The following is a 17,094-nucleotide window of genomic DNA, read 5'->3' as shown; positions in this document are numbered from 1 at the left end:
TAGCTGCGATTAACGTTGCGCTTGAGCGCTCAGTTCCGCTGCCGGGGCCGTTTCGGTTTTCACCGGGTTGGCCGGCCATGCCTTGCGGTCCAGGTCCAGGTCGGGGAACTGGCTGGAATCGAACACCGGAGTCTTGATGCCCGCCGCGCGCTGGTTGTCGTAGTCATTGAGGATGCGCATGGCAATCTTGAACAGGAACGCCAGGGCGAACAGGTTGACGAACGCGAGCATGGTCATGGTGATGTCGGCGAAGGCGAACACCGTGCTCAGGTTCTCGATGGAACCCCAGAAAATCAGCACCAGCACCAAGGCGCGATAACCCATCAGCACCTTGCGGTTGTTACCGACCAGGAAGCGCAGGTTGCTCTCGCCCAGGTAGTAGTTGTACATGATCGAGGTGAACACGAACAACGCCAGGGCCACCGAGATGAACATGCGGCCCCAGTCACCCACTACCGCCGCCAGGGAGTTCTGGGTCAGGGCAATGCCGTCACCTTCAAAGCCTGGGGTGTAGAAACCGGACAGCAAAATCAGCAACGCAGTACAGGTGCAGATCACGAAGGTGTCGAGGAACACACTGAACGCCTGCACCACGCCTTGGGCGATCGGGTGTTCTACCGACGCCACTGCCGCTACGTTAGGCGCACTGCCCAAGCCTGCTTCGTTGGCGAACACGCCGCGCTTCACACCCATGATGATCGCACTGCCCACCAGGCCACCGAAGGCTTGGTCGAGGCCGAACGCGCTCTTGACGATGGTCGCGAGCATGGCCGGTACATGGTCGAATTGCAGCACGATCACGTACAGGGTCACGGCGATGTAGACCAGGGTCTTGACCGGCACCAGCAGGTCGGCAATCGAGGCGATACGCTTGATCCCGCCGATGAACACCAGGCCCAGCAACACCGCCAGCGCAAGGCCGGTGTAGGTGGTGTCGAGGCCGAAGGCGTTGTTCAGCGAGTGCGTTACAGCGTGGGCTTGCAGGCCGTTGAAGGCAAAGCCGAAGGTCACCAGCAGCAGGAACGCCATGACCATACCCAGCCAGCGCTTGTGCAGGCCGTGCTGGATGTAATAGGCCGGGCCGCCACGGTAGGTGCCTTCAGCGTCGGTGCGCTTGTACAACTGGCCGAGGGAGCACTCGATAAAGCTCGAAGACATGCCCACCAGCGCGGTAACCCACATCCAGAACACGGCACCCGGGCCACCCAACGTCACGGCAATGCCGACACCGGCGATGTTACCGGCACCCACGCGGCCCGCCAGGCTGAGCATCAGCGCCTGGAACGAGCTGAGTTGGCCGGCGCTGCTCTTGAGGCTGTCTTTAAACACCGAGAACATGTGGAAAAAGTGACGCAATTGCACGAAACGCGAGCGGATCGTGAAATAACCGCCGAGCCCGACTATGAGCACGATCAGTACTTTCCCTGAGAGGAAGTCGTTGATGACTTCGAGCATGGAGTGTTCCTCGCTGATTTTTCTGATGGCAAACGCAGGACGGTCCGACGCATCGCTCGGCACCAGGCAGTGCACGACGCTCGATCCCCATCCTTTTGCGGGTGTTGTTATTCATGCGCTTTCGCGTGGTTCCCGGGCCTCGTTATCGACGGCCGCAGACGCGAAGAGGGGCGGCACTATACCTAGGTGCGCGCCAGCCGTCTGCAAGGGGCGTAATTGACCGAGGAACGGTCAATTGGAAAAATCGCGCCGGGGCCGATAAATAGCTTACCTGTGGCGAGGGAGCTCGCTCCCTCGCCCCAACAGCCATTTGACGACTGTGCTTGGAACGTTAGTGGCAAGCAATGCGCGCCCGGTGTACGGCATCGGGCGCCGCAAGCCTATCAGACTTATACGACGAAACTCACGGAATCGTCCGACTTTACCCTAAGTAAATCCCTCTCCAAAGTTTGGCTTGCTACTGACTTTTCCTTACTCGATTGCCTCGATTGAAATGCGTTACGCGTCAGTTTTCTTATCGAAACGAGCAGGAAAGCACGGTCAAAAAAACCATGGATAAGAGGCAGAACAATGAGCGTAGGTCATTTCATCCGCCAAGGTGACAAAACCAGTTGCGGCGGGGAAGTACTGGACGGAGATCAAAGGACCCATATGCATGGCAGTCTTCGTGCTTGCGAAGGTGACTCAGTCACCTGTGGCAAGGATGGGCAAACGTATAAGATCATCGGCGGCATTTCTTTCATGCGAAGCAATGGCCGGCTTATTGCCGGTACGTTGGACAGCTACAGCGGCTGTCCCTGTAAAGCCGAGCTGATTCCTTCGGTGTTACTCGGCACGTACCACGGCAGAGGTGGCTCGGTTGTGCGCGCCAACAGACAAGCCGTCGATCCGGTCCAGCCAGCGCCCCAATGGTCGGCCCCTTCTCAACGCACTGCCACCGCGCCAAGTTATTCGCCCCGGTCCGCATTTGGCGCATTTAAAGCTCTCTTAGGCGAGGAGCCAGGTTTTTATATCGTCCCCAAAAGCATGACCCGCGAAGCTATGGAAGCCACACTGTTTCCAATTCGGGACCCGGCGGTAATGCGCAAGTTTCAATCGCTGAATCCCAACACAGGACACGTCAAAGCCGGCTTGATGATCGTGCTCAGCGATCCGAACAATACCTCCTGCACCTATCAAGAAGCGCAATTGATGCAGGCTGCTCAACACGTCAGCGCATCTCTGGATTCGCTGACGCCGGACGAGGCTGACTTTCTGTATCGCCACGGTGCCGAAATAGCTGGTTTTATCGGCCATACCTCAACCTGGCTCGGCGTCAGCGCTGTGGTGATGGAAACGCACATGAACAACCTGCGCGACACCCTCCAAGCCATCGAGCGCCTGCATCAACAAAATTATCGTCAGCACGGTCACCTTAAATCGCCCCAGTTCTTCGCGGATCGACAGCGTCTTATGAACCATCTGGATGCCCACCTGCTTAACTCCACGCGCTTACGTGGCCAAACCACCCTGGGTGATCACCCCAAGTTGAAAACGGCCCTAGGTATATCCAGTCGCAGTCTGGTGCATCACTGGGACAAAGCGGGTGGGCCTGGGCAGATTCCGGGTTATTCGGCGCATGTGGAAGCCACCAGCCGCGCGGCCAGATACATGAAGGCAGGTGGTTACATCGGAATTGCCCTTGGCGGCGTATCCGCCTCATTGGCAATACAGCAGGTTTGCAATAACGATTCCGGGGCGGCTTGCGAAAAGATCAAGTTTACAGAGGCTGGAAAGTTCTCTGGCTCGGTTGGCGGAGGTGCTGCTGGCGGGTGGGTCGGTGGTGTTGCTGGTAGTACGATCTGCCTGGGGCTGGGTGTTACGACAGGTATAGGGGGCGTTATCTGTGTAGCGGCTCTGGTTGGGACAGGCGCTTGGGCGGGTACGACTATCGGTGGCAAAGGGGGCGAAATGGGCGGAGAAATTTTGTATGAGAAATCTTTGCCATGACGGCGGAAGAGTTTTGGAAGTCCTGGCTGGCTTTCTGGATGGTTGCCGGTGGCCCGCTTCTGCTTGGCTTTGCCGGCCTCGCATTCAGTCTGTACCTCACCCACCGTCATTTGGACGCCATAAAGGAAGCTTTGAAAAACAGCCGTTATATCTACCTCTGGGGAGACAGCCTTGGGAAGCGCGGTTTGATTTGGTCTCTTTTGGAAATGTCACAAATAGCCGGAATGATCCTGATGCCAAAGTTGCATATCCGGCATGGCAAGTTGGACCCCGTGGACTATGAAAACTTCCCACCCTATCTAAAACGTCTTCTCACAATCGTTACGACGATGATCTCTACCGCCCTGATTTGGATGGCTGTTGTAGCCATTGCGCTGGAGTTCAGGTAACCCAAACGGGCCTCACCCGAGGCCCGACATCAGCAAAAGCCAACTGCCAGCGCACAACCCCTGTGGGCTTGCTCGCGAATGCAGTAGGTCAGTCAACGTATGCAGTGGCTGATATGGCGCATTCGCGAGCAAGCCCGCTCCCACAGGGGGTCTAGGTCAGAAGTAGTAACCGATATTGACGTTGGTGCGGTAATACCAGTCGTTGCTGCCCACCGAATTGGTGCTGGTAAAGCCGCTGCCATTCTCCGCACCACCATAGGGATTGGCGTTACGCGCCCACGTGAGATCGACCCAGGCCATCACCGGCATCGCCAGGAACTGCGCGCCCACGGTGAACATCTGCGAGTCGTCCCAGGCGCTTTTGTCTTTCATCATCCGGCTGTAATCGCTGTACAGCTTGATCTTCTTCAGTTGCCCCAGCCGGGGCGTGTGGATGTCGTAGCCGACGTTGAGCGAAGCCAGGCTGGCCTTGGAGGCGATCAGGTACGCAGGCGTCAGGCCATTGCCGCCCATCAGCACTGAGTCGTTGCTCACCCCGGCCGGGTTTTCGGGGTCGTATTCGTAGCGGATGGCTTGGGTGGTGACGGTCCACAGGCCCTTGCTGATGATGGCGTGCACGCCGGCGGCCCAGTAGTCGCCATTGTCTTTGGTGGTTGCGTTGTACAGTTGGGCGGTGGCGAGTGAGGCACCGACTTCGGTCTTCCAGCCCTCGTTGTTGAAGGTGCGCGCCACGCGGGCGTTGAATTGGTTGCGCTTCTCGTTGTCCTGGCGCGACTGGGTGAAGGCAATCGCGTTGTCATTCAAGTCGGCGTAACGCCCCACTTCCGGCGAGTAACGCAAATCGCTGGGCAGCATGCGCGGGAAGTAGCCGAGTTGCACGTCCCAATCCTGATCCTTGTAGCTGTATTTGAGGCCGGTGCCGGCACTCACCGCGTAGCCCATGAAGAACGGCAGGTGGTAGCTCCAGCCAAATTGCGGATAAGGCTCCAGACCGAAGGGTTTGAACGGCGCCCCCAGTTGCAGGTTGGAGTTGGGATTGAGCCGATAGCCCACGAACCCGCGGTCAATGGAACGCTTGCCGTCATCCTGGAACCAGTAGCCGATATCGCTGTAGAGGCTCTTGTAGGTGGCCTGCACATCCAGACGGAACGTGTCGAACAGAAACCTGCCGTTGTTTTCGGTGGTGTCCCAATGCTCGTCGCGATAGTTGGTACGCAACGCCCCGCCGATGTCCAGGCTGCTGTCGCCGCTATCGCTGCGCCAGGAAATATGCGGGAAAGGTTTGTTGGCGGCGTTGACCCGTACCGGCTCGGAAGGAATGGGTTCTGCGGCGAAACTGCTGAAACTGGCAAACATCAATCCTGCACACAAGACGCGCTTCATAGAGACCTCTCTACCGGGTGATCGGCAACACTCGTCCGCTTGCCTTTAAAGGCAACTAAGGAGGGAGCGGGTCTTACCGGGTTTAAGTGTTGGTTCTTATTGTTTTATCGGCGAAACGCCGTTTAATCAGTGAATGCACATGAGTAGAGCAGGAAGTGTGCCAGGCGGCTTGTTAGTTAATGCTTTATAAAAACATCATCAAAAACAGTTGTTTATATGGGAAACAAAGCGGTTTGTATAACCCATGAAACAACCTGTAAGTGTGGTAACAAAGTTGCCCGTGATAGGTGCGTATTTATTGCACGCTGCCAATGAAACGGGCACTTTGCGGGTGATCCTGTAGGAGCGAGCTTGCTCGCGAAAAACGTTAACGATACTGCGAGCACCTTGGAGTAACGCGGTGCCTGGACGTTCTTCGCGAGCAAGCTCGCTCCTACAAGGGGGGTTAGAGGTCTAGCACCAAGCGTTGGCTCTTGCAGCCTGAAACGCACACCATCATCGACTTGTTCGCAGCCCGCTCGGCCTTGGTCAGCACCCCATCGCGGTGGTCGATTTCGCCTTCCACTACCCGCGTCTCGCAGGAGCCACACACGCCTTCGCGGCAGCTGTGATCAATGTCGCAACCCGCCTCCAGCAGCACATCCAGCAAACTCAAGCCAGGTTCCACCGCCAGGGTTTTGCCGGACCTTTTCAGTTCAACGCTATAACTGCTCTGGGCGTCTTCGCTGGGCGGCAGTTCGGCGGCGGCAAAGCGTTCGATGTGAGCATGGGGATAACCCAGGCGCTCACAGGTACTTTCGAAAGCGTCGAGCATCGGCGTCGGGCCGCAGCAGTACAGATGGGTATCCGCAGGTTGGCCGGCGAGGTAGGCGGCCAGATCGGGCGGCACGCCTTTTTCGTCATTGAAGTGGTAAATCACCCGCGCACCGAGTCCGCCCAATTCTTCTACCAATGCAGCTTCCTGGCGTGAGCGGGCGCAGTAGATCAGCTCGGCGGATTTTCCCAGCGCCAGCAATTGGCGGAACATGCAGTAGATCGGCGTGATCCCGATGCCTCCGGCCACCAGCACACTGTGGCTGGCGCTCAGGTCCAGTTCGAAGTTGTTGCGAGGCGGCGAGATCGACAACGGCATGCCGACCCGCAATTGGCTGTGCACATACTCCGAACCGCCACGGCTGTTGCGGTCACGCAGGATACCGACCACATAACGCCCACGGTCGCTGGGCGAATTGAGCAGCGAATAACTGCGCACCAGGCCGTTGGCCAGGTGCAGGTCGATGTGCGAGCCGGCGTCGAACTGCGCGAATACGGTATCGCCCAAAGGCCGCAGTTCGACGCTGATGATGCCTTCGGCTTCATAGCGCAGGATGTGGACGCGGGCGTTGAGGAGCGCGGCTTTATTCATGGCAATTGCTTCGCGTCGATCAACTCGAGCTGGGCTTTGGCGGCGTTCTTCAGGTAGCGCCGCAGCCGCACTACGCCCAGGTCGTGCTGGTAGAGGTTTTCACGCTGATTGGCATCCGGCTCCATGAACTCCAGCAGCACTCGGTCTTGTTCCAGTACCGCCCAATGCCGAGCTTCCAGGCGGTTCTTGTACAGAAACCGCCAGGTGTCGCGCTGCCAGCCGGTCAGCGGGCGGCAGCGCCAGTGGAACGCGGCGGCCAGCGAGCGGCTGCTGGGGGTGTAGCTGCCGATGATGGTGAAGTTGCCGCCGGGACCGCCGGTTTTCGGGTAGGGGATTTCCAGGCGCAGCCAATGGCAGCCGTTGTCCACGAACTCGGTCCAGTCGAAGTTCACGCCGCGCTGGCCTTCCTTCTCGAAGAAAAAACCGGTGTCGGTGTCGCGGGTGACAAACTTGGCGGTGGCTTCGCCTTCGCTCATCGAGTGCGACATCTTGTGCAGGTAGGTGCCGTGCATCGGGTCCATGACGTTGTCGATCACGTAGCGATAGTCGCCTTTCCACTCGGTGTAGCAGACGAAGCTGCTCCACTCGGGAGAGGTCAATTGTTCGGGCAGCACCAGCTCCGGCGCAACGTCCAGGTGCGGGTCGGTGGCGTTGAACAAGAAGATCGCGCCTGCGGCTTCGCGGGTGTGGAACATACGCGTGGGCCGGCTGCCTTCCAGTTTGCAGCCGGGGCTGCCGGGTACTTTGGTGACGGTGCCGTCGCAGCGCACTTCAACGCCGTGGTACGGGCACTGCAGGCGATCGCCCAGCACCGGCCCTTGGGACAGCGGGGCGCCGCGATGGGGGCAATGGTCTTCCAGCGCATGAACGCTGCCATCGTTGTCGCGCCACAGGGCGATCTTGTAGCCCAGGCGTCGTATCGACAGCGGCTTCTCACCCAAAAGGTCCGACGGCAATATCGGGAACCAGAGGTCTTTGAGGCCATTGGCCAGATGCTGTTCAACAGGGTCGACGGTCAATTGCATGTTCATTTTTATTCCTTCTGCCGGGTCATTCGCCCAGCCGGGCCATCAGGGTTTTGTAGGCATCTTCGGTCCACTCGCCGCTGGTCAGCGGGCACGGCGGGCCGGCCAGGTTCAAATGCGCGAGCAGGGCCGGCAGTTCGGTCACGCCACTGCCAAACGCGCGCTCGATGGAGTCGCCCAGCAACTCTTCGAACTGGGTGTTGGGTCGTTTACGTGCCTGATGGGGTTGCAGGTAGGGTTCGTGAGTACTCATGGTGTTGACCTCCGTACAGGTGTGTTCAGGCTGCGTGAGTTGTTGGGACGCCCCAGGCGTCGTAGCCGTAGACCCAATCGGCATTACCGCCGTCCTTGAGCCACTGGTTGCCCCGCGAGCCGATCTGGATCTGGCTGGTGCGTTCCAGGCGCGCTTGCTGGTAAGCCTGCAACGCGCCGGCCACCGAGGCCTGGCTGTCGAGGTCTTGCAGGTAGCGGGCGAGCACCACCGCATCTTCGATGGCCTGGCCGGCGCCCTGGGCCATGAACGGCATCATCGGGTGGCAGGCATCGCCCAGCAGGGTGATCGCGCCCTTGGACCAGAACGGCAGCGGGTCACGCTCATACAACGCGGTCTTGAGCACATCGGTGCAGGCATCAAGCAGGGCGCGGGCGTCCGGATGGAACGCCTGGTAGTGGCTGCGCAGCTCATCGGCATCGCCGGCGCTGGTCCACGACTCTTCGTGCCAGCTGTCCTGGGCGGTGGTGGCGAAGATGAAGATGTCTTTGCCCTGGTTCAGCGGGAAGGTGACGATCTGGCTTTGCGGGTTCGGCCCCCACCATTTGGTGAACGCCTGGATGTTCGGCACATGCGCCACCTGTTCGGCCGGTACCACCGCGCGATAGGCCACCACTCCGGTAAAGCGCGGATGCTCTTCGCCAAACAGCGCGCTGCGCACCACTGAGTGGATACCGTCTGCGCCAATCAGCACGTCACAGCGGTGCTGGCTGCCATCCTTGAAGTGCAAGGTAATGCCGTCGTCAGCCTGTTCTATCCGTTCGGCACGCTTGGCGAACTGCACGTTGTTCAGCGGGAACACTTCGGCCAGGGCCGCGAGCAGGTCGGCGCGGTGGATGGTCAGTTGCGGCGCGCCGTATTTTTGTTCGGCAGCATCGGACATTTCCAGGCGCGAGGTTTCCTCGCCGGTGTCCCACATGCGGCTGATGCGGTGCGTGGGGCGAGCGGCCGGGATGCGTACGGCGGGGCCAATGCCCAGGCCATCCAGCGCACGGACCGCGTTGGGGGTGAGGTTGATATCGGCACCGACGCGCAAAAAGGCCTTGGACTGTTCGAACACGGTGACCTGGTGACCGGCGCGATGCAGGGCGATGGCGGCGGTCAGGCCGCCGATACCGGCACCGGCGATAGCAATATTCAGGGAAGGCATGGGCGACTCCTGCTCAAGGTTTGGGTTTGTCGGTGAGGAACTTGCCTTGCGGCGCTTCGACGTGTTGCTGGCGCCGGGTGTTGCCGTCGATACCGCCAGCAATGGCCCATTCAGCGAAGACCGTAGGGCCGGGCTCAAAGGTGCGTGGCTGCCATTCGCCGGTCAGTTGGTCTTCATCGGCGTAGTACTCCACCAGCGCGCCGGCCGGGTTCTTGAAGTACCAGAAAAACGCCGAAGACACCGGGTGGCGGCCCGGCCCGATTTCGGTCGGCCAGCCGCTGCGGGACACATGCATGCCGCCGCCAAACACCTCATGAACGTCGCGCACGGTAAAGGCCACGTGGTTCAGCCCCGCCCGTGGTGCCGGCAGTTGCAACATGAACAGGTCGTGGTGGCCGCCTTCTTCGGCGGTGCGCAGGAAGGCGCCGCGGTCCGGGTAACGGTCCGAGGCCTGGAAGCCGAAACGCTCGTGGTAGAAGGCTTCGCAGGCGTTCACGTCCTTGACGAAAAACACCACGTGGCCGACTTCAATCGGCGTGGCGCGCTCATAGATCGGCGCCGCCTTGTTGATCCGGCCCTTGGTCTGCCAGGTGTTGTGGCCGCTGCATTCAATCTCCAGTTCACGCTTGCGCGTGACTTGCAGGCGGATCGCCAGACCGTTGGGGTCGGTGCAGCCGATGCGCCCGTCACATTCGACAAACCCCGGGTCATTGGCGATGCGTTGGCTGTACAGCGCCAGGTCGGCGGTGCTGGCTACGCCCCATACCACTTCGCGCACCGTGGAGCCGGCTTCGATGGCCGGCGGCAGGCCCGGCTTGTTCAGGTCCGCAAGCACTACGCGACAGCCGTTGAGGGTCTCGAACACCACCTCGTCCGATTGCGCGCTGACTTGGGTCAGGCCCCAGTCGCTGAAAAAACGTACGCAGGTGTCCAGGTCCTCGACGCCGTAAGTGACTTCATCAATACCTAAAACGCTCATTGCGCTACCTCTCGTGGCACACCGGCCCAGGCCAGTGGCTGTTCGTTCATGCCCCAGTAGAGGCTCTTCTGTTCCATGTACTGCAGGATGCCCAGGCGACCTTTTTCGCGGCCCAGGCCGCTGTCGCGCCAGCCGCCGAAAGGCGTGGAGATCGAGAACTGCTTGTAGGTGTTGATCCATACCGTACCGGCCTGCAAACGCCGGCCCAGGGCCCAGGCGCGCTTGTAGTCACGGGTCCAGATGCCGGCGGCGAGGGCGTAGACGCTGTCGTTGGCCTGCTCCAGCAGTTGTGCTTCGTCGTCGAACGGCATGGCGACCAATACCGGCCCGAAGATTTCCTCCTGGCACACTTGCTGGTGGTTGCTCAGGCCCTCCAGGATGGTCGGCGGATAGAAGTAACCCTGGTCATACACATTACCGCTGGGGCGCTGCCCACCCAGGCGCAGGCGCCCACCTTCGGCCAGGCCGAGGGCGACGTAACGCTCCACCGATTCGCGGTGGCTGGCGCTGATCAACGGGCCCATCTGTGTATGCTCGTCGGCCGGGTCGCCCACCCGCAGGTTCGCGGCGGCAGCGACCAGGCGCTGCATGAACGGCTCGTACAAGGCGCGGGCGATGAACAACCGGGAGCCGGCGATGCAGGCTTCGCCCGACGAACTGAAGATGCCGTACAGCACCCCGGCCACCGCATGCTCAAGGTCGGCGTCCTCGAGGACGATGGTCGGTGACTTGCCGCCCAGCTCCAGGGACACCGGCATCATCTTGTCGGCGGCAATATGGGCGATGTGCTTGCCCGTGCGCGTGCCACCGGTAAACGACACGCGCTTGATCAGCGGGTGGCGGGTGAGCGCATCCCCCAGCAACGAACCCTTGCCCGGCAACACGCTGATCAAACCCTTGGGCAGGCCGGCCTCTTCACACAGACGCGCCAGGCGCAGGGCCAGCAGCGGGGTGATTTCCGCCGGTTTGATCACCACCGCATTGCCCGCCGCCAATGCCGGAGCGACCTTCTGCGCCTCGCTGGCAATCGGCGAGTTCCACGGGGTGATCGCGGCGACCACGCCCATCGGCTCATACACGCTCATGCTGACGAAATCACCGCGTGACGGCGTGATGGTTTCTTCCAGGGTTTCGCAGGCCGCGGCGAAGAACTGAAAGGTGCCGGCCGCACTGGCTACCAGGGCGCGGGTTTCATTGATCGGTTTACCGTTGTCCTGGCGCTGCAGTTGCGCTAGCTCTTCGCTGTGCAGGCGGATCAACTCGGCGATGCGATACAACACGCCGGCCCGCTCGTGGGGTTTGCGCTGGGCCCAGCCGCTGTGCAAAAACGCCTGGTGCGCGCCCTGAATGGCTTCTTCCACATCCTGCAGGTCGGCGGCATTGAGCCAGGCCACGGCTTCGCCGGTGGCCGGGTAGCGGCTGGCATAACGCTCGCCACGGCCTGGGCGCCACTGGCCGGCGATGCAGATGGGTAATGTCTGTTCGGTGTTCATCGACGGCTCCTAAATGGAAATCGCGTGGGCATGGTTGCCCAAGGCACGGACCACGCTGTACACGGTCAGCGCCGAGGTCTTCGGGTTGGCCAGCAAGGGCTTGCCGCGCAGGCTCAACTCGAAACGGCCAAAGGCGCCCCGGGCTTCGAAGTGGTGGACGTTTTCATCGCTGTGGGGGTCGGCGATCAACGTGACATGGGTGCGGTCCAGGCCCAGGCCGGCCAGCGACAGAGTGGCCGCGACGTTGGCGTTCTTGGGGTACAGCCGCGCCGCTTCGCGGGCGCTGCCCTGGAAGATCACCGTGGCTTGCTCGATGGTGTCCAGGTCACAGGCCTGCTCGCCGGGGGTGTTCTTCCAGGCGCGGGCCGGCTTGCGGCCGGTGTAGTTGACCGCGTCCAGCCCGCCGACCTTGGCCGCCGACAGCGCATCGATGCCGCCGATGGCGCCAGGCAGCAATTCGATGCGGGTCTTGCCGCGTTCCGCCGCCGCCTCCAGGCGCTCCACCAGGCCGATCTCGGACAACGCGCCCACCGACACAATCAGGCAGGCAATCCCACGCTCCAGCGCCGGCAGCACATGCTCTTCAATGGCGCGATGCCCGGCGCACTCCACCAGCAAATCCGGGCGGGCATCGGCGGGCAAGGCCGTCAGCACCTGCGGCGGCTGTTTGAAACTGGCCAGGCGCTGGCGCACCAAGGCTTCGGAGCCCTCAGACGCGATGACGTAATCCACGCACAGCTGTGGGTCGTTCTCCAGCAGCTCCAGCACACCGACGCCAATGGCACCGCAGCCGATCATGGTGATATGCAACATGGTGCGATCCTCAGGCGGTGGCCTTCTGGGCTTTGGTTTCGCTGTTGGGCGGGCCGGCAAACTGGGTGGCGAAGTTGCCGACGCTGAGCATGTCCACTTCCAGCAGGAACGGGCCTGGCTGGCTCAGGGCGCTGTCCACCACCGTGCCGAAGTCCTTGAGATCAGTGACCAGGCCATGGCGCAGGCCCAGGGACTCGGCAAGCTTGGTGTAGTCCGGGGTGTGCAGGTCGACGTAGCAATGGCGGCTGCCGTAGACCGCGTCCTGGATATTGCGGATCACCCCGTAACGCTGGTCGTTCATCAGCAGGATCACCAGGTTGGCGCGCTCCTGGACCAGAGTCGCCAGCTCACCCAGGTTGAGGATGAAACCGCCGTCACCTGCGATTGCGAACACTTTGCGCTCCGGCGCCGTTTCCGCTGCGGCGACGGCTGCGCCGATGCCCATGGCCAACCCCTGGCCAATCCCGCCGCCCAAGGCATGCACACCCGCGCGTGGGTGATACAGGGTCAGCAGGCGGTTGCCCCAGATGCTGTTGGACAGGGTCACGTCGCGTACCCAGGAGAAGTTGCGCCCGGTCACGACCTGCAATTGCTCGACCATGGCCGAGTACGGCCCGAGGTCGGCCATCAGTTGGCTACGTGATTGTTCGCGCACGGCTTTGAGTTCAGTGAGAAAGCTCGGGTCGGTGTGCAAGCGACCTTCCAGGCGATCCGCCAGGCCCTCGAGCGCCAGCGCCGCATCGCCGCAGACAAACAGTTCGCTGGCGTAACTGCGCCCTTCGATCGCCGGGTTGGCGTCGATGCGCAAGAGATTCGAAGGCAGTTTCAGTGCGTACTTGAAGGTTTCGTTACTGCGCAGGCGCGAGCCGGCGATCAGCAGCGCATCGCAGGTTTGCAGGAACTGTTCGACCCGCTTGTTCTGCGAAAAAGCCCCCAGGCAACGCTCGTCGTCTTCATTGACCACGCCGCGACCTTGCGTGGAGGTGATCACGCCCACGCCCATCGCCAGCAGGCGCTTGACCTGTACGCCGGCATGGCGGGCGCCGCCGCCGAGCCAGAGCATCGGTCGCTTGGCGCTGGCCAGGCGGTCGGCCATCAGGTCCAGGGCATCCGGCGCGGGCACGGCCACCGGGATCGGCAGGGGCGACAGGTCGGTGGGCATCGGGATAAAGGTGGACTGGATGTCGATGGGGATTTCGACGCTGACCGGCCCGGTGGGCGCGGTCAGGGCGGTCTGCACCGCGAGCTTCATGGTGCTCAGGGCGGTCTCGACACTGCGTACGCGAAAGGCGGCCTTGGACACGGCCTTGAGCATGTTCAACTGGTCGCGGGCTTCGTGGATGTAGGCCAGCTCCTGGTCCAGGTACGGCGTTTCGATCTGGCCGGTGATGTGCAGCAGCGGGGTGCCTGCAGTTTGGGCTTCGACCATCGCGCCTGCGGCATTGCCGGCGGCGGTGCCGGTGGACGTCAGGCACACACCCAGGCCGCCGGTGGTGCGGGCATAGGCGTCGGCCATGTTGGCGGCGCCGGCTTCGCCCCGGGCCATGACGAAGCGGATATTGCCGCGCACTGCAAAGGCATCGAGGATCGGCATGTTGTGGATCGAGATCACGCCGAACACAGCCTTGACGTCGCATTGCTCGAGAAAGGCGGTGATGGCAGCGCCCACGGTGACAGTGTTGTTTTCATTACGCATGGCGGGACAGGCCTCCGGATACATCGATATGGCTGCCTGTGGTGTAAGCCGACAGAGGCGAGGCCAGAAACAGGATCGCGCGGGCCGCTTCAATCGGCAGGCCCAGGCGCCCCAAGGGAATGTGTTTTTGTTGTGCCAGCCGTGCGGTCCATTGCGCCCAGCCGAGGTCGCGTTCTTCGCGCGCTTCGAAACGCCTGCGCCATTGCCCGGATTCCACCAGGCCGATCAGGATGCCGTTGACGCGGATGCCCTGCGGGGCGAATTCAGTGGCCATCGAGCGCACCAGGTTCTTGAGCCCGGCGCGTGCGGCAGAGGTGGCGACCATGTGCGGTTCGGGCTGGCTGGCCAGCAGCGAATTGACGCAGACGATGGCGGCGTCAGGCTGGTTTTCCAGCTGAGGCTTAAACGCGCGGACCGGGTTGATCACCGAGAAAAACTTCAGGTTCAGCTCTTCGGTCCAGGCGCTGTCGGTGGTGTCGGCAAAGGTCGAGACCCGGCCTTGCCCGGCGTTGTTGATCAGCACATTGGCCGCTCCCAGCGCAGCCAGGCTGGCGGCGGCAAACGCGTTGACCGACTCGGCATCGAGCACATCGCAGGCCTGGGCCAGCAGGCGGGCCTTTGGGAAGCGCTCGCGCAAACCGGCTTCAGCACCGCGCAGGCGCTCTTGATCACGACCGCAGAACGCCACCGCCGCACCGGCTTCCAGCAGCAGTTCGACACAGGCCAGGCCGATGCCCGAAGAACCCCCGGTGACAATGGCGACGCGGCCCTGCAATTGGTAAAGGCTCATGTCAGTCTCTCATCAAGGCGGTAACGCGGGGCTGGCCGTTATGGGCGCCGCCGTTGTAGTTGAGCAGGCGTGACAGCTCGTCGGCGCTGCGCCGGACCTGATTCAAGAGTTCTTCAAAGTTGACGTGGCCGATCTGCGCGGTAGGGATGGTCACGCCCAGGGCTGCGACAATGCCGCCGCTCTGGTCACGCACCGGCGCGGCCACCGTGGAAATCGCCGACTCGAAAAAGCCTTCGCCGCTGACAAAACCGCGCTGGCGGTCGGCCTGGACCAGGTCGAACAAGGCCATCACGGTTTTTGGTGTGCAGGGCGAGTGTTGTTCCAGGTGCTCTTCGGGGTACAACTCACGCAACTCGGCCAACGACAGGTCTTCGAGCAGGATGCGCCCCAACACAGTGGCGTGGGCGGGCAGGCGAGTGCCGACGTTGACCGCGTTGGAGAACACCGACGGCGGTGAAACCTTGGCCACGTAGACAATCGAGCGACCATCACGCACCACCAGGTTGCTCGGGTAATTGACCCGGTCGCACAGGCGCGCCAGCAGCGGTTGGCCAAGCTCGGTCAGCTCCAGCGACGCCAGGTACTCGAAGCCCAGGCGCAGCACGGACATGCCGAGGCGGTATTCATTGCCGCTGCGGGTGACGAAGCCCATGGTCTCCAGGGTGGTCAGCAGACGGAAGATGGTCGAGCGAGGCAGTGCCAACCGGCGTGCCAGCTCCGGCGCGGTCAGGGTGCGGTTGCGTCGGCTGAACTCACAGAGCAGGAGCAGGCCGCGCTCCAGGCCTGGAACGATGTATTTGTCCTGAGCGTCTTTGAGCAGATCGGAATCGTTCATAGGGTTCTACCTGTCAGGGATTGATGAATGGCGCAGGCCAGGCGCCCGGCTACCACTTGGGGTTGCTCGATGGGGCTGGCGTGGCCGGCGTCGGCAATCAGGTTGAAGCTGGCGCCCAGCGCCTTGGCCACGCTCAGGCAGGCCTCGGCGGGGGTGATGCTGTCGGCTTCACCGCAATGAACCTCGCAGGGCATGGCCGGTTGGCCATGGCGCAGCAGGTCATCGCCGCACAGCAATTCAATGGCCTGGCGATAACCAACGGGGTTCAGGCGCGCCATGTTCCAGCGCACCCAAGCCAGGGCCTGGGGCGTGGCACGGGGCGACAGCATGTGAGCGCTGCGTTGTTCAGCCAGGCCGGCGATGCCCAGGCGTTGCAGGTTGTCCAGGCGTTGCTGACGCACCTGCTGGCGCTGTTGGCCAAGGGCTGGTGCGCCATAGCCGCGCGCCGGGCTGATCAGCACCAGCCGGTTGACGCGATGGGCCTGTGAACTACGGGCGAATGCAAGGGCGGTGAGGGCGCCGAGGGAATGGCCGACCAGCACACATTCCTCCACACCCAGTGCATCCAGCATCTGCGCCAGACGGGCTGCGTATTGCTCGGCCTTGGGCGCATCCGACTCCAGCGGGCTGGAATCGCCGTAGCCGGGAGCGTCCCAGGCGATGACCCTGGCCTGGGGCGCCAGTTGCCGCGCCACTTGCAGCCAGGATGCCGCTCCGGAGCCGATACCGTGCAGCAACACCACCACCGGCCCCGCGCCACATTCGCGCAATGCCTGCTGCCCACCGGCCGAGGCCACCAGGCGTTGGGGGAAATCACGCTCCAGTTGGGCTTGCAGGTCCGCCGTCGGCGCGGCTTGAGAGAGTCCTGGCAGCATGGGCTTATCCGCGCTTGATCGAAGCCAGAGGGTGCTCTGGCGGGTAGGTCGGCGTGATGGGTTTTTTCGCGCCGAGCATCACGCACATCAACGCGTCTTCATCGCCGATGTTGATCTCCTCGCGGTACACGCCCGGTGGCACGGAAATCACGTCGCGGTCAGTGAGGATGGTCTCGAAGCGCTCGCCGTCTTTTTCCAGCACCACCTTGAGCTTGCCGCGTAGCACGAAGAACACTTCTTCGACGTCGATGTGCAGGTGCGGCGGGCCTTCGTGGCCAGCCGGGATCACCATGGTGGAAAAGGTGAAATGCTCCGACGGGATGGTGTTCATGTCGGTGCTGATGCCGGTGCCGCCGGTGCCGATGTAGCGCATTTGTGCGCGGCGGAACTTGGGGTCGTAGTCGGCCTGGAACTTCAGCGCATCCCAGTCGTACTTGCGCGTTTCGTAACGGGCGATACGGGTGTTCATCCAGCTTTCCAGGCTGGCGCCGGCCGGGCGGTCCCAGCTTTTCGGGGTGTCGTTTTGGGCAGATAGATCAGTCATGA

15 protein-coding genes and 1 pseudogene are annotated in these 17,094 nt (G+C 62.0%); 2 read left to right on the top strand and 14 right to left on the bottom strand.

Annotation, left to right across the window (positions count from 1 at the left end; all coding sequences use genetic code 11):
* Positions 1-9: 9 nt before the first annotated feature.
* Positions 10-1,455 carry an alanine/glycine:cation symporter family protein gene (locus TX24_RS15040; protein ID WP_003195697.1) on the bottom strand — a complete coding sequence of 482 codons (1,446 nt, stop codon included), beginning with the start codon at positions 1,453-1,455 and terminating at the stop codon, positions 10-12.
* A 570-nt stretch (positions 1,456-2,025) separates the two neighbouring features.
* Here TX24_RS15040 and TX24_RS32945 point away from each other — a divergent pair.
* Together TX24_RS32945 and TX24_RS15030 are read left to right on the top strand one after the other, a co-directional pair.
* Positions 2,026-2,166: pseudogene (locus TX24_RS32945) on the top strand (PAAR domain-containing protein); the annotation flags it as partial.
* Positions 2,167-3,440: 1,274 nt separating this feature from the next.
* Complete coding sequence (locus TX24_RS15030; RefSeq protein ID WP_003195693.1) at positions 3,441-3,833, top strand: hypothetical protein; 393 nt, start codon at positions 3,441-3,443, stop codon at positions 3,831-3,833.
* Positions 3,834-3,989: 156 nt separating this feature from the next.
* On the opposite strand, the gene TX24_RS15025 is transcribed toward TX24_RS15030, so the two are convergent.
* The 13 genes from TX24_RS15025 to TX24_RS14965 form a co-directional block, all read right to left on the bottom strand.
* Positions 3,990-5,216, bottom strand: coding sequence for a hypothetical protein (locus TX24_RS15025; protein ID WP_032900945.1), 1,227 nt, complete (start codon positions 5,214-5,216; stop codon positions 3,990-3,992).
* 445 nt (positions 5,217-5,661) lie between these two features.
* Entirely contained in the window at positions 5,662-6,621 is a 960-nt protein-coding gene (locus tag TX24_RS15020) for a PDR/VanB family oxidoreductase (RefSeq protein WP_057710604.1), read from the bottom strand.
* Positions 6,618-7,652, bottom strand: a complete 1,035-nt coding sequence (locus TX24_RS15015) for an aromatic ring-hydroxylating oxygenase subunit alpha (protein WP_057710603.1) — start codon at positions 7,650-7,652, stop codon at positions 6,618-6,620. Before TX24_RS15015 ends, TX24_RS15020 begins: the two co-directional genes overlap by 4 nt.
* Positions 7,653-7,671: 19 nt before the next feature.
* Positions 7,672-7,899: a recombinase-like helix-turn-helix domain-containing protein gene (locus TX24_RS15010; protein ID WP_003195684.1), complete on the bottom strand. Its 228-nt coding sequence runs from the start codon at positions 7,897-7,899 to the stop codon at positions 7,672-7,674.
* 25 nt (positions 7,900-7,924) lie between these two features.
* The gene (locus TX24_RS15005; RefSeq protein WP_034134088.1) at positions 7,925-9,067 is read right to left on the bottom strand and encodes an FAD-dependent monooxygenase; all 1,143 of its coding nucleotides are present in this window, start codon (positions 9,065-9,067) and stop codon (positions 7,925-7,927) included.
* A gap of 13 nt (positions 9,068-9,080) precedes the next feature.
* A complete protein-coding gene (locus TX24_RS15000; RefSeq protein ID WP_003195680.1) occupies positions 9,081-10,046 on the bottom strand; it encodes a VOC family protein in 966 nt (321 codons plus the stop codon).
* Positions 10,043-11,539, bottom strand: coding sequence for an aldehyde dehydrogenase (locus TX24_RS14995; RefSeq protein ID WP_003195678.1), 1,497 nt, complete (start codon positions 11,537-11,539; stop codon positions 10,043-10,045). Before TX24_RS14995 ends, TX24_RS15000 begins: the two co-directional genes overlap by 4 nt.
* A gap of 9 nt (positions 11,540-11,548) precedes the next feature.
* Positions 11,549-12,352, bottom strand: coding sequence for an aspartate dehydrogenase (locus TX24_RS14990; RefSeq protein ID WP_003195676.1), 804 nt, complete (start codon positions 12,350-12,352; stop codon positions 11,549-11,551).
* 10 nt (positions 12,353-12,362) lie between these two features.
* On the bottom strand, positions 12,363-14,048 hold the full coding sequence (locus TX24_RS14985) for a thiamine pyrophosphate-binding protein (RefSeq protein WP_057710602.1): 1,686 nt from the start codon (positions 14,046-14,048) through the stop codon (positions 12,363-12,365).
* Positions 14,041-14,838, bottom strand: a complete 798-nt coding sequence (locus TX24_RS14980; protein WP_003195673.1) for an SDR family oxidoreductase — start codon at positions 14,836-14,838, stop codon at positions 14,041-14,043. Before TX24_RS14980 ends, TX24_RS14985 begins: the two co-directional genes overlap by 8 nt.
* A 1-nt stretch (position 14,839) precedes the next feature.
* Positions 14,840-15,673 carry an IclR family transcriptional regulator gene (locus tag TX24_RS14975; protein WP_003195671.1) on the bottom strand — a complete coding sequence of 278 codons (834 nt, stop codon included), beginning with the start codon at positions 15,671-15,673 and terminating at the stop codon, positions 14,840-14,842.
* Complete coding sequence (locus TX24_RS14970) at positions 15,670-16,548, bottom strand: alpha/beta fold hydrolase (protein ID WP_034134084.1); 879 nt, start codon at positions 16,546-16,548, stop codon at positions 15,670-15,672. Before TX24_RS14970 ends, TX24_RS14975 begins: the two co-directional genes overlap by 4 nt.
* 4 nt (positions 16,549-16,552) lie before the next feature.
* Positions 16,553-17,092 (bottom strand): cupin domain-containing protein, encoded by a 540-nt coding sequence (locus tag TX24_RS14965; protein ID WP_014720525.1) that lies wholly within the window; start codon positions 17,090-17,092, stop codon positions 16,553-16,555.
* Between the last annotated feature and the right edge of the window lie 2 nt (positions 17,093-17,094).

Origin of the sequence: Pseudomonas lactis (assembly GCF_001439845.1) — a bacterium.
In the GTDB taxonomy this organism is placed as follows: domain Bacteria; phylum Pseudomonadota; class Gammaproteobacteria; order Pseudomonadales; family Pseudomonadaceae; genus Aquipseudomonas; species Aquipseudomonas lactis.
The sequence above is the reverse complement of the archived record's forward strand: the minus strand, read 5'-3'. Positions and strand labels throughout refer to the sequence as shown.